18 protein-coding genes are annotated in these 17,184 nt (G+C 63.6%); 10 read left to right on the top strand and 8 right to left on the bottom strand.

What is annotated here, in order from left to right; genetic code table 11:
• Nucleotides 1-115: 115 nt before the first annotated feature.
• Complete coding sequence (locus tag FQ664_RS24495) at nucleotides 116-781, top strand: TetR/AcrR family transcriptional regulator (RefSeq protein ID WP_144175522.1); 666 nt, start codon at nucleotides 116-118, stop codon at nucleotides 779-781.
• A gap of 47 nt (nucleotides 782-828) precedes the next feature.
• On the top strand, nucleotides 829-1,683 hold the full coding sequence (locus tag FQ664_RS24490) for a sulfurtransferase (RefSeq protein ID WP_144175521.1): 855 nt from the start codon (nucleotides 829-831) through the stop codon (nucleotides 1,681-1,683).
• Nucleotides 1,684-1,824: 141 nt separating this feature from the next.
• On the opposite strand, the gene FQ664_RS24480 is transcribed toward FQ664_RS24490, so the two are convergent.
• The 6 genes from FQ664_RS24480 to FQ664_RS24455 form a co-directional block, all read right to left on the bottom strand.
• Nucleotides 1,825-2,817, bottom strand: coding sequence for a hydrolase (locus tag FQ664_RS24480; protein ID WP_144175519.1), 993 nt, complete (start codon nucleotides 2,815-2,817; stop codon nucleotides 1,825-1,827).
• A 60-nt stretch (nucleotides 2,818-2,877) separates the two neighbouring features.
• Entirely contained in the window at nucleotides 2,878-4,278 is a 1,401-nt protein-coding gene (locus tag FQ664_RS24475) for a M16 family metallopeptidase (RefSeq protein WP_144175517.1), read from the bottom strand.
• Nucleotides 4,275-5,612, bottom strand: a complete 1,338-nt coding sequence (locus FQ664_RS24470) for a M16 family metallopeptidase (protein ID WP_144175515.1) — start codon at nucleotides 5,610-5,612, stop codon at nucleotides 4,275-4,277. The genes FQ664_RS24475 and FQ664_RS24470 overlap by 4 nt, the downstream gene beginning before the upstream one ends.
• Before the next feature lie 71 nt (nucleotides 5,613-5,683).
• Complete coding sequence (rsmD, locus tag FQ664_RS24465; RefSeq protein ID WP_144175513.1) at nucleotides 5,684-6,286, bottom strand: 16S rRNA (guanine(966)-N(2))-methyltransferase RsmD; 603 nt, start codon at nucleotides 6,284-6,286, stop codon at nucleotides 5,684-5,686.
• Entirely contained in the window at nucleotides 6,286-7,776 is a 1,491-nt protein-coding gene (locus FQ664_RS24460) for a M16 family metallopeptidase (RefSeq protein ID WP_144175511.1), read from the bottom strand. The genes rsmD and FQ664_RS24460 overlap by 1 nt, the downstream gene beginning before the upstream one ends.
• Complete coding sequence (locus tag FQ664_RS24455; protein WP_144175509.1) at nucleotides 7,769-9,124, bottom strand: M16 family metallopeptidase; 1,356 nt, start codon at nucleotides 9,122-9,124, stop codon at nucleotides 7,769-7,771. The genes FQ664_RS24460 and FQ664_RS24455 overlap by 8 nt, the downstream gene beginning before the upstream one ends.
• A gap of 231 nt (nucleotides 9,125-9,355) precedes the next feature.
• On the opposite strand from FQ664_RS24455, the gene ftsY reads away from it, so the two are divergent.
• The 4 genes from ftsY to rpoH all read left to right on the top strand — a co-directional run bounded on the left by ftsY (nucleotide 9,356) and on the right by rpoH (nucleotide 13,523).
• Nucleotides 9,356-10,864 (top strand): signal recognition particle-docking protein FtsY, encoded by a 1,509-nt coding sequence (gene ftsY, locus FQ664_RS24445; protein WP_144175507.1) that lies wholly within the window; start codon nucleotides 9,356-9,358, stop codon nucleotides 10,862-10,864.
• Nucleotides 10,865-10,866: 2 nt separating this feature from the next.
• Nucleotides 10,867-11,538 carry a cell division ATP-binding protein FtsE gene (ftsE, locus tag FQ664_RS24440; RefSeq protein WP_013974630.1) on the top strand — a complete coding sequence of 224 codons (672 nt, stop codon included), beginning with the start codon at nucleotides 10,867-10,869 and terminating at the stop codon, nucleotides 11,536-11,538.
• Nucleotides 11,535-12,557 (top strand): permease-like cell division protein FtsX, encoded by a 1,023-nt coding sequence (gene ftsX, locus FQ664_RS24435; RefSeq protein ID WP_144175505.1) that lies wholly within the window; start codon nucleotides 11,535-11,537, stop codon nucleotides 12,555-12,557. The genes ftsE and ftsX overlap by 4 nt, the downstream gene beginning before the upstream one ends.
• A 111-nt stretch (nucleotides 12,558-12,668) precedes the next feature.
• A complete protein-coding gene (rpoH, locus tag FQ664_RS24430) occupies nucleotides 12,669-13,523 on the top strand; it encodes an RNA polymerase sigma factor RpoH (RefSeq protein WP_015272155.1) in 855 nt (284 codons plus the stop codon).
• A 179-nt stretch (nucleotides 13,524-13,702) separates the two neighbouring features.
• Here rpoH and mtgA read toward each other — a convergent pair whose 3' ends face one another.
• Nucleotides 13,703-14,413 carry a monofunctional biosynthetic peptidoglycan transglycosylase gene (gene mtgA, locus FQ664_RS24420; RefSeq protein WP_144175503.1) on the bottom strand — a complete coding sequence of 237 codons (711 nt, stop codon included), beginning with the start codon at nucleotides 14,411-14,413 and terminating at the stop codon, nucleotides 13,703-13,705.
• 64 nt (nucleotides 14,414-14,477) lie between these two features.
• On the opposite strand from mtgA, the gene FQ664_RS24415 reads away from it, so the two are divergent.
• The 4 genes from FQ664_RS24415 (at nucleotide 14,478) to trmB (ending at nucleotide 16,733) form a co-directional block, all read left to right on the top strand.
• On the top strand, nucleotides 14,478-14,849 hold the full coding sequence (locus FQ664_RS24415; RefSeq protein ID WP_144175501.1) for a DUF423 domain-containing protein: 372 nt from the start codon (nucleotides 14,478-14,480) through the stop codon (nucleotides 14,847-14,849).
• 103 nt (nucleotides 14,850-14,952) lie between these two features.
• Nucleotides 14,953-15,153 (top strand): sulfur carrier protein ThiS, encoded by a 201-nt coding sequence (gene thiS, locus FQ664_RS24410; protein ID WP_003257817.1) that lies wholly within the window; start codon nucleotides 14,953-14,955, stop codon nucleotides 15,151-15,153.
• 53 nt (nucleotides 15,154-15,206) lie between these two features.
• On the top strand, nucleotides 15,207-16,001 hold the full coding sequence (locus tag FQ664_RS24405) for a thiazole synthase (protein WP_013974625.1): 795 nt from the start codon (nucleotides 15,207-15,209) through the stop codon (nucleotides 15,999-16,001).
• A 9-nt stretch (nucleotides 16,002-16,010) separates the two neighbouring features.
• Entirely contained in the window at nucleotides 16,011-16,733 is a 723-nt protein-coding gene (gene trmB / locus FQ664_RS24400) for a tRNA (guanosine(46)-N7)-methyltransferase TrmB (protein WP_144175500.1), read from the top strand.
• Nucleotides 16,734-16,851: 118 nt separating this feature from the next.
• Here the strand turns inward: trmB and FQ664_RS24395 are convergent, their stop codons facing one another.
• On the bottom strand, nucleotides 16,852-17,178 hold the full coding sequence (locus FQ664_RS24395) for a DUF3392 domain-containing protein (protein ID WP_003257821.1): 327 nt from the start codon (nucleotides 17,176-17,178) through the stop codon (nucleotides 16,852-16,854).
• Nucleotides 17,179-17,184 lie beyond the last annotated feature (6 nt).

The following is a 17,184-nucleotide window of genomic DNA, read 5'->3' as shown; positions in this document are numbered from 1 at the left end:
TATACTCTAATTTGTGCGCTGGTGGGAATTTTTCCGTGCTGTCGAGCGGTGCATTCCAGCGTCAATACGCCGTAAGATGACCCTTTGATGAAGGCCCGCAGACTGGGAGCTGAGCATGGCCCCGCGCATGAAGACTCGAGAGCGCATCGTGCAGAACAGCCTGGAACTGTTCAACCAGCAGGGCGAACGCAGCGTCAGTACCAACCACATTGCCGCGCATATGGAAATCTCGCCCGGCAACCTGTATTACCACTTCCCCAACAAGCAGGCCATCATCGCCGTGTTGTTCAGCCAGTACGAAGAGTTGGTGGACAGCTTCCTGCGCCCGCCACAAGGCCGCGCGGCGACCGTGGAGGACAAGCGCTTCTACCTCAAGGCCCTGCTGGCGGCGATGTGGAACTACCGTTTTCTGCACCGTGACCTGGAGCACCTGCTGGACAGCGACCCGGAGCTGGCCGCCCGTTACCGGCGCTTTTCCGACCGCTGCCTGCGTCAGGGCCAGGCGATTTACCGTGGTTTCGTCGAGGCGGGCATCCTGGCCATGGCACCGGCGCAGATCGAATCGCTGACCATCAACGCCTGGATCGTGCTGACGTCCTGGGTACGTTTTCTCAGCACCACGCGGGAGCATTCCGCGCACCTGGGTGAAGAAGCCTTCAAGCGCGGCGTCTACCAGGTACTGGTGCTGGAGCTCGGCTTCGTCACCGATAACGCCCGCAATGCCGTGGACGCCCTGTGCCAGGAATTCCATGTACCGTTCAACCAGGCCCTGGAGCACTAGCCCAGGGCCTCAGTGCTATCGATAGTGCCATTGATCAGGAGATTGTCATGCCCCTTGCGCAATTGATCACCCCGCAGCAGTTGGCTGAGCGTCTGGGCTCGCCCAAGTTGGTGATCCTCGACTGCCGCTTTGCCCTCGAGGATGTGGACTATGGCCAACGCAGCTATGCCCTGGGGCATATTGCCGGGGCGCATTTTGCCGACCTGGAGCGTGACCTCAGCGGGCCGGTGAGCAAGGGACGCACCGGGCGCCACCCGTTGCCGGATCCGCGTCGGCTGGTCGAACGCCTGCGCGAGTGGGGCCTGGACGATGACAGCGAGGTGGTGCTGTACGACGACGGCCCAGGTGCCTTTGCCGCCCGTGCCTGGTGGCTGCTGGCCTGGCTGGGCAAGCGTAGCGGCGTGGCGATCCTCGACGGTGGTCTGAAGGCCTGGCATGCGGCGCACCTGCCGCTAAGCCTGGACCCGCCGCTCAAGCGTGAAGGCACCTTCAACGGTGAGCCCGACGGCAAGCTGCTGATCGATGCCGAGCACCTGGGCAAGCGCCTGGGTAGCGCTGACCTGACCCTGATCGATGCGCGCGCCTTGCCGCGTTTCCGTGGCGAAGTGGAACCGATCGACCCGGTGGCAGGGCATATTCCGGGGGCCCAATGTGCGGCCTTTACTGACAACCTGGACGCTGACGGGCGCTTTCTGCCAGCGGACCAGCTCAAGCAGCGCTTTGCCGAAAAACTGGCCGGGCGGGCGCCGGAGCAGCTGGTGTCCTACTGTGGCTCAGGGGTAACCGCTTGCCATAACCTGTTTGCCCTGGCGTTGGCGGGGTACCCGCTGGGCAAGCTGTATGCCGGGTCCTGGAGCGAGTGGATCAATGATCCGGAGCATGGCGTGGCTACTGGCGAATAACAGTATCTGCGGTTTTGGCAGGGCCCCTGTGGGAGCGGGTTTACCCGCGAAGAATCCGGCGCGGTGGATGGCACCGGCTTTGCCGGTGTTCGCGGGTGAACCCGCTCCCACAGGGATCGCGCAGTCTCGGGATATTTGGGGCTAGCTACCCTCCACCAACCACTGCGGGATCCGCCGTTCCAGGTAATACCCCGGGTTGCGCAGGCTGCCATCGACAAACCCCACATGGCCACCACGGCTGTGCAGTTCGAAACGGGTCTGCGGAGCCAGTTCGCGGGGTGTAGGCAGGCTGTGGCCGGCGACGAAAGGGTCATCACTGGAATGGATGATCAGCGTCGGCGTGCGGTTCCGGCCGAGGAAGAAATGGCTCGATGAGCGGCGATAGTAGTCGTGCGCGTCGCGAAACCCGTTCAGGGGGGCAGTAACCCTGCCGTCGAAGTCCCAGAATGTGCGCATTCTGGTCAGCGGCCCCAAGCGCTGCAGCGTCGCCAGCCGTTCATGCTGGCCGTTGTCGTGGAAATGCCGCTGCTTGAGCTGCACATACGCCAGCATTTCGCGCATGAAATGCGCCTGGTACACCTTGGAGAAGCCTTGGCCGATGCGGTCGGCGCAGTGGTCCAGGCGAAACGGCACCGACACTGCCACCGCAGCCTGCAACTGGCTGGCGACACCGCTTTCGCCCAGGTACTTCAGCAGCACATTACCCCCCAGTGAATAACCCACCGCATACAGCGGTGCCAACGGGCGCTGGGCGCGAAGGTGGCTGACGATTTCGGCCAGGTCTTCGCTGGCGCCGGAATGGTAGCTGCGCGGCAGCAGGTTGGGCTCGCCCGAGCAACCGCGCCAGTTCACCGCCACGCTGGCCCAGCCGCGGTCTTGCAGCGCTTGCTGCAAGCCTTTGACATAGGGCGAGTGGGACGAGCCGGTCAACCCATGCAGCACCAGTACCAATGGGGCATGCGGCTGGTGCGGGCCGTGCCAGTCCAGGTCAATGAAATCGCCATCGGCCAGCCACAGCCGTTCGCGGTTGCGCTGCAGTTCGGGCAGCTTGCGCCACAGTGGCCCCCACAGGGTTTGCAGGTGGGGGTTGGACAAGCCGATGGCCGGACGGAAAGGGGCGCTGGTGCTGGGCATGCTGGGCGACTCGTGATGTGCCTGCCTAGAGTGCCATGAAACAGCGCCCCTGTACCTGCGCTATTGGTCGAGCGGTGATGGGCTGGGCAAAGGCAACTGCTCGGTGTCAGGACCTATGGTGACGCACACCTGCGGCGCATTTTTCAGCCAGACTTGCGCGGCTTCGCGCAGGTTGGCGGGAGTCAGCGCGCTGAGCTTGTCGAGATAGGTGGCGAGATGGTTTGCCGGTAAACGTTGATGGCTGTAAGTCGCAAGTGCTTTGGCCAAGCTCGCTTTATTGGACAGCTTTCGATGCATTTCGGCGGCGTGCTGGTTCAAGGCTGTGTCGAATTCAGCTTGGCTAGGGCCGCGTTCGCCAAGGCAGGTCATCATGTTTGTCACCAGCGCAACTGCCGCGTCACGGTATTGCGGCTCGGTATCCCAGAGGATGTGCAACAGGCTCCCGGCGTCATTTGGCACCATTGCCGACCCAATGGAATAGGTCAGACTGCGTTGGACACGCAGCTCTTGTATCAGGCGCGACTCGTAGCCACCGCCCAGAATTGCATTCAGTAGCGTCAGCGCAGGGAACACCGTGTCGCCGGCCGTCACCCTCGATGCAACGGTCAGCATGGCATTGGTCGTAACATCTGGGCGCTCCAGGTGTTGCACAAGGGGAGAGTGCGGGGTTACCGGCGGCAGCGCTTGCGCGGCCCACTGTTGGGGCAGGGCGCGAACGAGGTTGTCGATCAGCTGCTCGGCTTCTTCACGCTGCAGGTCCCCCACCAGCCCTATGTCCAGGTTGTTCGCCGAGTAGGCTCGCTGATGGAAAGACCTCAACTTTTCATCGCTGATGTTGCTGATACTGCCTGGGCTGGACTTTGTCGCGTAGGGATGGCCTTCGAAGACATGTGCCCCGGTCGTTTCAACCAGCTGCATAATCGGGTGCCGCGCTTGCGCAGAACGCACGAAGTTCAGCCGTTCACGGATTTTTTCTACATCGGGTGCTCTGAACGCTGGGCGTGCGAGCATCTCCGTGAGCAACTGCATCACGCTGTTACGTAAGGCTGGCAGACTGAGGCAGCGCAGGGTGACGACGGCACTGTCCTTGCTGATGGTTGTACTCAGTACTGCGCCCCGGCCCTCCATTTGCTCCGCAAACCCGTCTGCCTCGAGCTGCCCGGTACCTTGATCGAGGCTATAGAGCACGAGGGCAGCGAGCCCTGGGTCGGCGCCATCCAGAACACTGCCGGCGCGAAAGCGCAGTACCAGGTCGAACATCGGGCGGTCATGAGAGGCGATAAAGCTGACCCTGGTGCCTTCCTGCGTCTGCCAATACTGTGCTTCGCCTTGCAGGGGCGGTACCTTGCCAAGTTCCATACCATGGGTCGATTGCAGGTTTGCCATGGCTGCAAGCGCGGTGTCGGTGGCCGGGCCAGCGCAAATCAATGGACGTGTTGTAAGGCTTTGGTCAACGTTCATGCGGCTGCTCCTGGTCGAAGGTAAGTGATGGTCAGCCGTTCGCGCCCCAGGTAGTCAGTCGCCACTTTCTGCACCGTGACGCTGTCCAGATCGTGGACGATTCGGCTTTGCTCATCGATTCTCGAAGGGGAGACTCCAGCAGCAGCGGCTGCGCCTATGTGCTCGGCCTGCTGCTCAAGTTCGTCGAGACTGAACAGCCGCCGCGCGAGCATCCGCAGCTTTGCGCGATCCAGCGCCTCGGTTGGCAGGGGCGTGAGTCGGAGCTCATCGATAACCTGATAAACCGCCTCTGCAGCTTGCTCATGCGTCCCGTTGCTGGTGTTCACCAAGGCGTTGATCGTCAGTAGCGTGTCGCCACGTACCAGTGGCTCGTAACTCACCCTCACGCTTGAAATCAGTCGTTGCGTGCGTTCCAGGTTGCCATACAACAGGGAGCTGGAGCCTTTGCCGAGCAATTCGCAAATCAGCTCCAGGGTAGACACTGTTGTTGCGTCGGGGGCGGTGGCGCAACCCGGTACGTTGAATGACATGCATACGCCGTCCCGTAATCCTGGCAGGGCCACGGTGTGTATGCGTTGTTCAAGGCGTGCGTCGTGGTGAGGCACAGGTTGTTGGGCTATTGGAGCCCTGGATAAACCAGCGAAGTACCGAGATACATGCAGCTGGAGCGTTGGCAGATCGACGTTACCTACCGCTACCAGCGTGGCGTTGTTGGGGTGATACCAGGTGTTGTACCAGCTTCGTAGCGTTTCGAGCTTGATATTGCTCAGGTCTGCGGGAAAAGCATACCCGTCTCGTGCATAAGGGCTGCTTCCATGGGCCAGCGTTTCATGTTGGCTGTAGGCTTGCTCTTTCACATTGCTATCGAAGTTGAGCCGGCGCTCGTCCTCGACCGCTTTGACACCCTGTTCCATTTCGGCTTGCGCAAACGTCGCGGTGCTCATTGCGTCGGCCATGATCTCAAGGCCGATAGGCAAACGAGAGGCCGGTAGCAGCATTTCGAATGCCGTACCATCGACGTGGCTGGTGGCATTGGTGTAACCACCAAGGCGCGCGATCACCCGGTTGTATTGGCCGGCCGCCAGTTTGCTGCTGCCTTCGAAAACCAGGTGCTCCAGAACGTGGGAGAGGTTGGTGTGGCCCGCAGGTTCATAGCTGGTGCCTACGTGGCACCAGAGCTGAACTGCGACCAACGGGGTGCTGTGGTCTTGTCGCAGGTAGACCGACAAGCCGTTGTCCAAGGTGAAATGCTGCAGTTGCGAGGGGGCGGCGGACGCGACGGACGCTAGCCCGGCGTTGATCTCTTCGATGCCGATGGGGGACGCCAATGCCATTGCTGAAGTGCTCCGGTTGCAGTGAACCGCAACAGCTTCAGCGAAATGGCCACGCAGGTAGCGCTACATAGTTAGCCCCGCTGCCAGAGCGCGTAATGTACCTGGCCGGTTTTCTTCTCGCGGTGCAGGCGCCAGTTGCCCGGCAGTTGCAAGGTTGATGGAGCGCTCTCGCTTTCGGTATAGACCCAGGCCTGCTCATGCAGCCACTGGTTCTGCTCCAGCAGGTTGCAGGTGTTGGCCAGCAGGTCCTGGTGGAACGGTGGGTCGAGGAACACCACGTCGAACTGCTGCTTGGCCGGGCCCTGCAGGTAGCGCAGGGCATCGGTTTGCAGGATTTGCCCGCGCGGGCAGCGCAGGATCTCGAGGTTGTTCTTCAGGTTGGCGATGGCCACCGGGTTGCTGTCCAGCGCCACGGCGTCTTTGGCTCCGCGGGACAAGGCTTCGAGCACCAGGGCGCCGCTGCCGGTAAAGGCGTCCAGCACACGGGCGCCCTCGATATAGGGGGCCAGCCAGTTGAAGACGGTTTCGCGCACGCGGTCGGGCGTTGGCCGCAGGCCTTCGCCTTCCGGTACCGCCAGGCGGCGGCTGCGCCACTCGCCGGCGATGATGCGCAGGTGGCCCTGGCCCTTGCTTTGGCCCGTTTGTGGGCGGGCGGGAGGGGTGGATCTTGGCATTAGTGCTCCGGTACCCCGAGCGGCTGCTCGGAGGGCTTGTCAGTGGGTGCAGGCAGCGGTTTCTGTGGCACTTTCGGGCCAACGGTGACGATCACCAGTTTATCGGCTGACAGGTGTTTGTTCATGGCGGCCTTGACCTGCTCGACGGTAAGCGCCTGGGACTGCTGCATGAAGTCCTCCAGCCAGGTCAGCGGCAGGTTGTAAAAGCCAATGGCGCCCAGCTGGCCGACGATGCTGGCGTTGCTGGCATTGGACAGCGGGAAGCTGCCGGCCAGTTCGCGCTTGGCATCGTCCAGCTCTTGCTGGGTAGGGCCGTTTTTGAGGTAGTCGGCGAGAATGCCCTGCACCAGCTTGAGCGTGCCTTCGCTGAGCTCGGCACGGGTCTGCAGGTTGATCATGAACGGGCCGCGCACCTGCATCGGGCTGAACACCGAGTACACGCCATAGGTCAGGCCGCGCCTCTCACGCACTTCACTCATCAGCCGGGTACCGAAGGCACCGCCACCGAGGATCTGGTTGCCCAGCGACAGCGCTGGCCAGTCCGGGTCCTGACGGTCGATACCCAGCTCGGCCAGCATCAGGTGGGTCTGCTTCGACGGGAAGTCGATGTGGGTCAGGCCTGCCTTGGCCTCCGCAGGCAGGGCGGGTGCAGCCAGTGCCGGGCCCTTGGGCAGGCCGGCAGAGACCTGGGCGGCAATGCTTTCGGCTTCGGCGCGGCTGAGGTCGCCGACCAGGGCGATCACTGCGTTGCCGCCGGTGTAGGCCTTGGCGTGGAAGGCACGCAGCTGTGCCAGGGTTATACCGTTGATGCTCTCTGCGGTGCCGTCGCTGGGGTGGGCGTAGGGGTGGTCGCCGTAGAGGTTGGCGAACAGCGCCTTGCCGGCGATCTTGCCGGGGTTCTGCTTCTCGTACTCGAAGCCGGCCAACATCTGGTTCTTGATGCGTTTGAGGGCGTCTTCGGGGAAGCTCGGCTTGCCGGCCACCTCGGTAAACAGCTTGAGCGCCGGCTCGCGCTTGTCCTTGGCGCTGAGGCTGCGCAGCGAGGCCACGGCCATGTCGCGGTAGGAGCCATTGCCAAAGTCCGCACCCAGGCCTTCGAAGCCTTCGGCGATGGCGGTCACGTCCTTGCCGGCCACGCCCTCGTTGAGCATGGCGTTGGTCAGTGCTGCCAGGCCTGGCGTGCCGCCGTCCTGGCTACTGCCGGCGGCGAATGTGACGCGCAGGTCGAACATCGGTAGTTCGCGGGCTTCGACAAACAGCACCCGGGCACCTTCGGCAGTGTTCCAGTGCTGGATGTTCAGCTGGCGCCGGCTGGGCGCCTTGCCATCCAGTTCGGCCAGCGACTGCAAGGTGTTGGCCGGGCGGGCTGCATTGTTGTCGGCCTTGGCGGCGCTGTCAGCCATGGCCGGGGTGGCCAGCACGGCTGCCAGCGCCAGGGCGCGAATGCCCGTGGCCAGCAGGGTTGGGCGTGGGGCGCGGCGATCACTCATGAGCGGAGTCCTCGGGCAAAACATGGGCAACGCTCAGGCGTTCGCGGATGAAGTAGGTGCGCGCGGCGTTCTGGATGTCCTGCGGGGTGACACGCTTGAGCTCGTCCAGCTCGCTGTCGATCAGCTTCCAGGACAGGCCGACGGTTTCCAGCTGGCCGATGGTGGTGGCCTGGCTGCTGATGGAGTCGCGGTCGTAGACCAGGCCGGCGATGACCTGGGCGCGTACGCGTTCCAGCTCTTCGGCGCTGGGCGGGGTGCTCTTGAGTTCGTCCAGCAGCTGCCACACGCCTTTTTCGACATCGGCGAGGGTTTTCTGCTTCTGCACGTTCGGCGTGGCCGAGATCAGGAACAGGCTGTCGCCGCGGGTGAAAGCGTTGTAGCTGGACGAAGCACCGGCCACCAGCTCCAGGCCACGCTCAAGACGGGCCGGCATGCGGGCGCTGTAGCCGCCGTCGAGCAGTGCCGAGATCAGGCGCAGGGCGTGCACGGTGCGCGGGTCCTTGGCGGTAGCCAGGCCCGGCACGTTGAAACCGTAGATCAGGCTTGGCAGTTGGGTCCGTACATGCAGGGTCAGCTGGCGCAGGCCGGGCTCGGCCAGTTCCAGCGGCAACTTGGCCGGCGGCACCGGGCGCTTGGGGATGCTGCCGAAGTACTTCTGCGCCAGGCCCTTGACCTCATCGGCGGTGACATCGCCGACCACTACCAGAGTGGCGTTGTTGGGGGCATACCAGGATTCGTACCAGTGGCGCAGTTCCTCGACCTTCATGCGCTCCAGGTCGGCCATCCAGCCGATGGTCGGGGTGTGATAACCGCTGGCCGGGTAGGCCATGGCGCGGAACAGCTCGAATGCCTTCGAATTGGGCTGGTCGTCGGTACGCAGGCGGCGTTCTTCCTTGATTACCTCGATTTCCTTGCTGAATTCGTCGGCCGGCAGGCGCAGGCTGGCCAGGCGGTCGGCCTCCAGCTCCAGGGCCACCGGCAGGCGGTCGCGGGCCAGCACCTGGTAATAGGCGGTGTAGTCGTCGCTGGTGAAGGCGTTTTCCTCGGCGCCCAGGTCACGCAGCACGCGCGAGGCCTCGCCGGGGCCGACTTTGGCGCTGCCCTTGAACATCATGTGTTCCAGCGCGTGGGACAGGCCGGTCTGGCCCGGGGTTTCGTAGCTGGAGCCAACCTTGTACCAGATCTGCGAGACCACCACCGGGGCGCGATGGTCCTCGCGCACGACCACTTTCAGGCCATTGTCGAGGATGAATTCGTGGGTGGGTTGCACATCGGCGGCGAAGGCCGTGAGCGGCAGGCAGAGCGTGCCGAGCAACAGGCCAGCGGCGCGGCGGGCTAGAGCATTCATACGGTGTTTAACCTGTTCGACGGCCCGCTGGGTTTAGCGTCGGCGGGCCAGGAGGTGCTAGGATACTGATCCGGTTGCCTGGCGACCATGCCTGTCGCCGTTCTGGCCCGCAGGACACTAAGACAAAACGTTGCGCATGAACCAGCCGGCTTCAAGATAGTCTGTTCTGCGTAGAGAGAATTCCCGATGCGCCATAGCTGGCCCATCGCTACCCTGAGATAGCCGTCTTCCATGTTTGGTTCCAACGACGACAAAAAAGCGCCGGCCGAGGCTGGTGAGAAGAAAGGCCTGTTCAGCTGGTTTCGCAAGAAACCGCAGCAACCTGTGGGCACGGGCTTGCCCGCGAATGAAACCCCCGCCGTCGAGCAGCCTGCAGCCGCTCCGGTGGAGGGATCTGCTGCCGCAGCGCCGCAGGCCGAACCCGTTCAGGCCCCTGCGGCCCCGCAGCTGACTGAACCCCAGCAGGTCGCCGCATCCGCCCAGTCCCCGGTAGTCGAGGCCCCCGTCCCCGAACCGGTTGCTTCCCAGCCGTTGCAGGCCCCTGAGCCCGAGCCGGTCGCGTCCCGGCCGCTGGTGGCACCTGCCCCGGAGCCGGTCGCGTCCATGCCCTTGCAGGCGCCCCCGGTCGAGCCGACCCCTGTCGAGGCGGCCCCGGTGGTCGAGCCGGCCGCGCCGGTCAGCAACCTGGTGCTACCGGTTGCCGAAGAGCCCGTGGCCCTGGTGCCGGATCTGGAGCCGAAAGCGCCGCCCGCCATCCCGGAACGCCCCGCACCAGCGCCTGCTGCCCCGGTCGCCGCGCAGGCCGAGCAGGCCAAGCCCGGCTTCTTCGCCCGCCTCAAGCAGGGCCTGTCGAAGACCAGCGCCAGCATCGGCGAGGGCATGGCCAGCCTGTTCCTGGGCAAAAAAGTCATCGATGACGACCTGCTCGACGAAATCGAAACCCGCCTGCTGACCGCCGACGTTGGCGTGGAAGCCACTTCGACCATCGTCCAGAACCTGACCCAGAAGGTTGCCCGCAAGCAGCTGGCCGACGCCGATGCCCTGTACAAGTCGCTGCAGGAAGAGCTGGCTGCGCTGCTGCGCCCGGTCGAGCAGCCGCTGCTGGTGCAGGCGCAGAACAAGCCCTATGTGATTCTGGTGGTCGGTGTGAACGGCGCCGGCAAGACCACCACCATCGGCAAACTGGCCAAGAAGCTGCAGCTCGAAGGCAAGAAAGTGATGCTGGCTGCGGGTGACACCTTCCGTGCCGCGGCGGTCGAGCAGCTGCAGGTGTGGGGCGAGCGGAACCAGATCCCGGTGATCGCCCAGCACACCGGCGCCGACTCCGCTTCGGTGATCTTCGATGCGGTACAGGCCGCCAAGGCCCGTGGCGTCGACGTGCTGATCGCCGACACCGCTGGCCGCCTGCATACCAAAGACAACCTGATGGAAGAGCTGAAGAAGGTCCGCCGGGTTATCGGCAAGCTCGATGCCGAGGCGCCGCACGAGGTGCTGCTGGTGCTCGATGCCGGCACCGGCCAGAACGCCATCAGCCAGGCCAAGTACTTCAACCAGAGCGTCGAACTGACCGGTCTGGCCCTGACCAAGCTGGACGGCACGGCCAAGGGGGGGGTGATCTTCGCCCTGGCCAAGCAGTTCAAGCTGCCGATCCGCTTCATCGGTGTCGGTGAAGGCATCGACGACCTGCGTACCTTCGAAGCCGAGCCGTTCGTCAAGGCTCTGTTCGCCGAGCGAGACTGACCATGATCCGATTCGAACAGGTTGCCAAGCGCTACCCCAATGGTCATGTGGGTTTGCATGAGCTGAGTTTCCGGGCGCGCCGGGGCGAATTCCTGTTCGTCACCGGCCACTCGGGCGCGGGCAAGAGCACCTTGCTGCGCCTGCTGCTGGCCATGGAACGCCCGACCAGTGGCAAGCTGATGCTGGCCGGGCAGGACCTGGGCCAGATCAGCAATTCGCAGATCCCGTTCCTGCGCCGACAGATCGGCGTGGTGTTCCAGAACCACCAACTGTTGTTCGACCGCACGGTGTTCAACAACATCGCCTTGCCGTTGCAGATTCTCGGCCTGTCCAAGGCCGAGGTCGCCAAGCGCGTGGACTCGGCGCTGGAGCGTGTGTCGCTGGCCGACAAGGGCGAGCTGTTCCCGGCCGACCTGTCCACCGGGCAGCAGCAACGGGTGGGTATCGCCCGCGCCATCGTTCACCAGCCCGCCCTGCTGCTGGCCGACGAGCCCACCGGTAACCTCGACCCGCGCCTGGCCGCGGAGATCATGGGCGTGTTCGAGGACATCAACCGCCTGGGTACCACGGTATTGATCGCCAGCCACGACCTGGCACTGATTGCGCGCATGCGCCACCGCATGCTGACCTTGCAGCGCGGCCGCTTGATCGGCGATGGGGAGGCCGGGCAATGAGCACTACACGTACGCCGAAGGTTTCCGAGCGGGTTGCGCCGAAACCGGCTGACCCGCAACCGGCGAAGAAAAAGCGCGACGACGATGACGGCCCTGATTTCCGCACGCTGCTGCATGCCTGGCTGGAAAGCCACCGTGCCAGCATGGCCGACAGCCTGCGTCGCCTGGGTAAGCAGCCGATCGGCAGCTTCTTCACCTGCCTGGTGATGGCGGTGGCGCTGAGCATGCCCATGGGCCTGTCGTTGCTGCTGAAGAACGTTGAGCAGCTTGGCGGCTCGTGGCAGCGTGCCGCGCAGATTTCGCTGTACCTCAAGCTCGATGCCGGCAGCCGCGAAGGTGAGGCGTTGCGCGACGAGATCAAGGGCATGCCCGGTGTGGCCGACGCGCAGTATGTCAGCCGCGAGCAGGCGCTGGAGGAGTTCCAGCAGCAGTCCGGCCTGGGCGAAGCCTTGCGTGAACTGCCTGACAACCCGCTGCCCGGGGTGGTGGTGGTGACCCCGACCGAAGTCGACAAGCCGGCCCTGGAAGCCTTGCGTCAGCGCCTGTCGGAGCTGCCACGGGTGGAAGTGGCGCAGCTTGATCTGGTGTGGGTCGAGCGCCTGGCGGCCATCCTCAAGCTGGGTGACCGCTTCGTCTTCGGCCTGGCCGTGATGTTGATTTCTGCATTGCTGTTAGTAATCGGTAACACAATTCGTCTACACATTGAAAACCGTCGCACCGAGATCGAAGTGATCAAGTTGGTCGGTGGCACCGACGCCTACGTACGCCGGCCTTTCCTGTATATGGGCGCGCTGTACGGCCTGGGTGCGGGCGTGATTGCATGGGGTATCCTGGCATTTGGCCTGAACTGGCTGAACGAGGCGGTGGTAGGGCTTTCCGGGCTGTACGGCAGCGACTTCGCCCTGGGCGGGGTGCCGGCGTCCGATGGTCTGTCGCTCTTGATCGGAGCGGTGCTGTTGGGGTATATCGGTGCATGGATCGCAGTGGCCCGCCACCTGAACGAGCTGGCACCGCGATAGTTTTTACGTGCCAGCATTGACAAATTCTTCACTATGGAACTTGTACCGTCGTTCCAGGTCAATGTTGGCAGCGCCCACAAGGTGCGAGTTTGGTAAGTCGGAGGTTCTTGAATGACCACATCGTTGCAACCTGCCTATGCCCTGGTGCCCGGTGCAAACCTGGAAGCCTATGTGCACACGGTCAACAGCATCCCGCTGCTGACTGTCGAGCAGGAGCGTGATCTGGGCGAGCGTCTCTATTATGAGCAGGACGTCGAGGCCGCTCGTCAAATGGTGATGGCCCACCTGCGTTTCGTCGTACATATCGCCCGTAGCTATGCCGGCTACGGGCTGGCCCAGGCCGACCTGATCCAGGAAGGCAACGTCGGCCTGATGAAAGCCGTCAAGCGCTTCAACCCGGAAATGGGCGTGCGCCTGGTGTCCTTCGCCGTGCACTGGATCAAGGCAGAAATCCACGAGTTCATCCTGCGCAACTGGCGCATCGTCAAGGTGGCCACCACCAAGGCCCAGCGCAAGCTGTTCTTCAACCTGCGCAGCCAGAAGAAGCGCCTGGCCTGGTTGAACAACGACGAAGTCCACCGCGTGGCGGAAAGCCTTGGCGTGGAACCGCGTGAAGTGCGCGAGATGGAAAGCCGTCTCAGCGGCCAGGACATGGCTTTCGACCCGGCAGCGGAAGCTGACGACGACAGCGCCTTCCAGTCGCCTGCGCATTACCTGGAAGACCACCGTTACGACCCGGCTGTGCAGCTGGAGGATGCCGACTGGAGCGACAACTCCACCAGCAACCTGCACGAAGCGCTGCAAGGGCTGGACGAACGTAGCCGCGACATTCTCTACCAGCGCTGGTTGGCCGAAGAGAAGGCCACGTTGCATGAGCTGGCGGACAAGTACAGCGTTTCGGCTGAGCGGATTCGCCAGCTGGAGAAGAATGCGATGAACAAGGTCAAGGCGCTGATCGCGGTCTGATCTAGCCCTGGCTGCAAGGAAAAGCCGCTGGCCCCTGATCGGGTGAGCGGCTTTTTTGTTTGTGTTGGCTTCTCTGGCCCCTTCGCGGGTAAACCCGCTCCCACAGGTAATGCACAAGTCTCAGGGACAGTGCCGAACCTGTGGGAGCGGGTTTACCCGCGAAGAGCCCGGCACAGCATTCAAAGCTTTCGAGACGAGTCGAGCTGCATCAGGTAGCTGGGCCCACCCAACTGGCTCATCTGCCGGCGAATCCAGCCGGCCCGGCTGGCCACATAAGCGCTCGGGCGGCTGGCGCTCCACTTGATCGGGCTCGGCAGTACTGCCGCCAACTGCGCCGCCTGCTGGCGACTAAGCCGGCTGGCATCGATGCCAAAGTGATAGCGGGCTGCCGCCTGGGCGCCAAACACACCTTTGCCCCATTCGGCACTGTTCAGGTAGACCTCGAGAATCCGCTCCTTCGACCAGAACAGCTCGATCAATGCGGTGAACCAGGCCTCCAGCCCTTTGCGAAACCAGCTGCGTCCGGACCACAGGAACAGGTTCTTGGCCACCTGCTGGGTCAGGGTGCTGGCACCGCGAATGCTGCCGCCGCGCTCGTTGTAGGCCAGCGCCGCCTGGATGGCCGGGATGTCGAAGCCCCAGTGGTTGGCGAACTTCTGGTCCTCGCCAGCGATGACCGCGACCTTGAGATCGTCGGAGATGTTCTCCCACGGCTCCCAGTCGCGCTGCAGGTCGAGCGGCTCGCCATTCACCCAGGACTGCACCTTGCGCTCGACCATCAGCGCCGTACCGGGTGGTGGCACCCAGCGGAACACCAGCACCAGCACGATGCTGCCGGCAGCGAACCAGAGCAGGGCGCGAGAGAGGCGGCGGAGAAGGGTTGGCAGCATGGCGATGGCTTGGCCGTACGGGTGGAAGGGGCCATTATACAGACCCGATCCAAGGAGTCGTCCCATGCTTCGCAGCTTCCTGATGCTTGCCGCCTTTTTCGGCTTCACCGGTGTCGCCCTGGGCGCTTTCGCCGCCCACGGCCTGAAGAGCCGACTGACCGCCGACTACCTGGCAATCTTCCAGACTGGTGTGAGCTACCAGTTGGTGCATGCCCTGGCGATCTTTGCCGTCGCCGTGCTCTCCGTACACCTGCCAGGGCGCCTGGTCGGCTGGGCTGGCGGCCTGTTTGCCCTGGGGATCGTGCTGTTTTCCGGGAGCCTGTACCTGCTGACGCTCAGCGGCCTGGGCAAGCTCGGCATCATCACCCCGATTGGTGGCCTGTGTTTCCTCGCCGGCTGGTTGTGCCTGGGCCTGGCAGCCTGGCGGCTGGGCTGACCGGGTGGTCCACAATCGCGACTAATGGCGTGCAGCGCCCTTGGGTTGCAGGGCGGTTCAGCGCTAGAATGCGGGCCCCCAAAGAACAATGGTGGCCGTGCGCATGCGCATTCAACTGAACGGTGAACCTTACGAATTGCCCGCTGGCGAAAGCGTCGCGGCCCTGCTGGCCCGCCTGGAGCTGACCGGGCGCCGTGTCGCGGTGGAACTGAACCTGGATATCGTGCCGCGTAGTCAGCACGACAGCACGCTGTTGAACGACGGCGACCAGGTCGAAGTGGTCCACGCCATCGGTGGCGGCTGATTCTGGCCGGCGATTCACCTGCAAGCCCAGCAACCTTTTCCCGAGGAACAACCATGAGCAACGTTCGTAGCGACAAGCCCTTCACCCTGGCCGGGCGTACTTTCCAGTCGCGCCTGCTGGTCGGTACCGGCAAGTACCGTGACATGGAAGAGACCCGCCTGGCCATCGAGGCCTCGGGTGCCGAGATCGTCACCGTTGCCGTGCGCCGCACCAACATCGGCCAGAACCCGGGCGAGCCGAACCTGCTCGATGTGCTGCCACCGGACCGCTACACCATCCTGCCGAATACCGCTGGTTGCTACGACGCGGTCGAAGCTGTGCGCACCTGCCGCCTGGCCCGCGAACTGCTGGATGGCCACAACCTGGTCAAGCTGGAAGTGCTGGCCGACCAGAAAACCCTGTTCCCCAATGTGATCGAAACCCTCAAGGCCGCCGAAGTGTTGGTCAAGGACGGTTTCGATGTGATGGTCTACACCAGCGACGACCCGATCATCGCCCGCCAGCTGGCCGAAGCCGGCTGCATCGCGGTCATGCCGCTGGCAGGCCTGATCGGTACCGGCCTGGGTATCTGCAACCCCTACAACCTGCAGATCATCCTCGAAGAGTCCAAGGTGCCAGTGCTGGTCGATGCCGGTGTGGGTACCGCGTCCGACGCCACCATTGCCATGGAAATGGGCTGCGAAGCGGTGCTGATGAACTCGGCCATTGCCCACGCCCAGCAGCCGGTGCTGATGGCCGAGGCCATGAAGCACGCCATCGTCGCCGGTCGCATGGCCTACCTGGCCGGCCGTATGCCGAAGAAACTCTATGCCAGCGCCTCTTCGCCGCTGGATGGTCTGATCAAGTAAGAGCCCCTGATGACTGAATCGCACGATACGCCGATCACCCCCGACGGCGAAGCCCGCCCGCACCGCCGCATCAAGAGTTTCGTGATGCGCGCCGGGCGCATGACCGAGGGCCAGCAACGTGGCCTGGAGCAGGGCGGCCCGCTGTACATCCTGCCGCTGGCCGACAGCCCGGTGGATTACGACCAGGTGTTCGGCCGTTCGGCGCCGCGCACCCTGGAGATCGGCTTCGGCATGGGCCATTCCCTGCTGGAAATGGCCGCTGCCGCACCTGAGCAGGACTTCATCGGTGTGGAAGTACACCGCCCGGGTGTTGGCGCGCTGCTCAACGGCGTGCTGACTCAGGGGCTGAAGAACCTGCGGGTGTATGACTGCGACGCCATCGAAGTGCTGAACCGCTGCGTGGCGGACAATAGCCTCGACCGGCTGATGCTGTTCTTCCCCGACCCTTGGCACAAGGCGCGCCACCACAAGCGCCGCATCGTCCAGCTGGAGTTCGCCGAGCTGGTACGACGCAAGCTCAAGCCCGGTGGCGTGTTCCACATGGCTACCGACTGGGAACCGTATGCCGAGTACATGCTGGAAGTGATGAGCGCTGCCCCGGGCTATCGCAACCGTGCGCCTGACGGTACCTACGTGCCACGGCCGGAAGAGCGCCCGATCACCAAGTTCGAACGCCGCGGTGAGCGGCTGGGGCATGGGGTTTGGGATTTGAAGTTCGAGAAGGTGGATTGATCGGCTGACACGGCCTTTCGATATGCTGATGCCTGTAGAAATGCAGGCGAAAAAAAACCGCCTTGAGAAGGGCGGTTTTTTTTTGTAGGCGACTGCATGCTCGCCTGGCGCAAATGGCTCAGCCGCGACGATCCGCCACCACGCCGATCAGCACCAGCACTACCAGCAGCACTGGCGCCAGCGCGTAGTTGTTGAACTGGCTCAGCCCTTTCACCACCCAAGGTGTGGCGTAGATCAGCGCCGCACCGCTGCCGATCATTACCAGCAAGGCCATGAACGGTACGCGCAGGGCGCCCGCCAGGCCGCCCAGGCGCTGTTCCACCCAGCCCTTGATATCGGTGCCGAACAGCACCAGCAGGCAGCCTACCAAGGCCAGTGAAATCTCCGACAGGTTGCTGCGGCTCCAGCGGGAAACCGTCGCGAGCAGATCAAGTACCAGATCCATGGGTCA

The sequence above is a fragment of the Pseudomonas persica genome (genome assembly GCF_900291015.1).
Taxonomy (GTDB): domain Bacteria; phylum Pseudomonadota; class Gammaproteobacteria; order Pseudomonadales; family Pseudomonadaceae; genus Aquipseudomonas.
The sequence above is the reverse complement of the archived record's forward strand: the minus strand, read 5'-3'. Positions and strand labels throughout refer to the sequence as shown.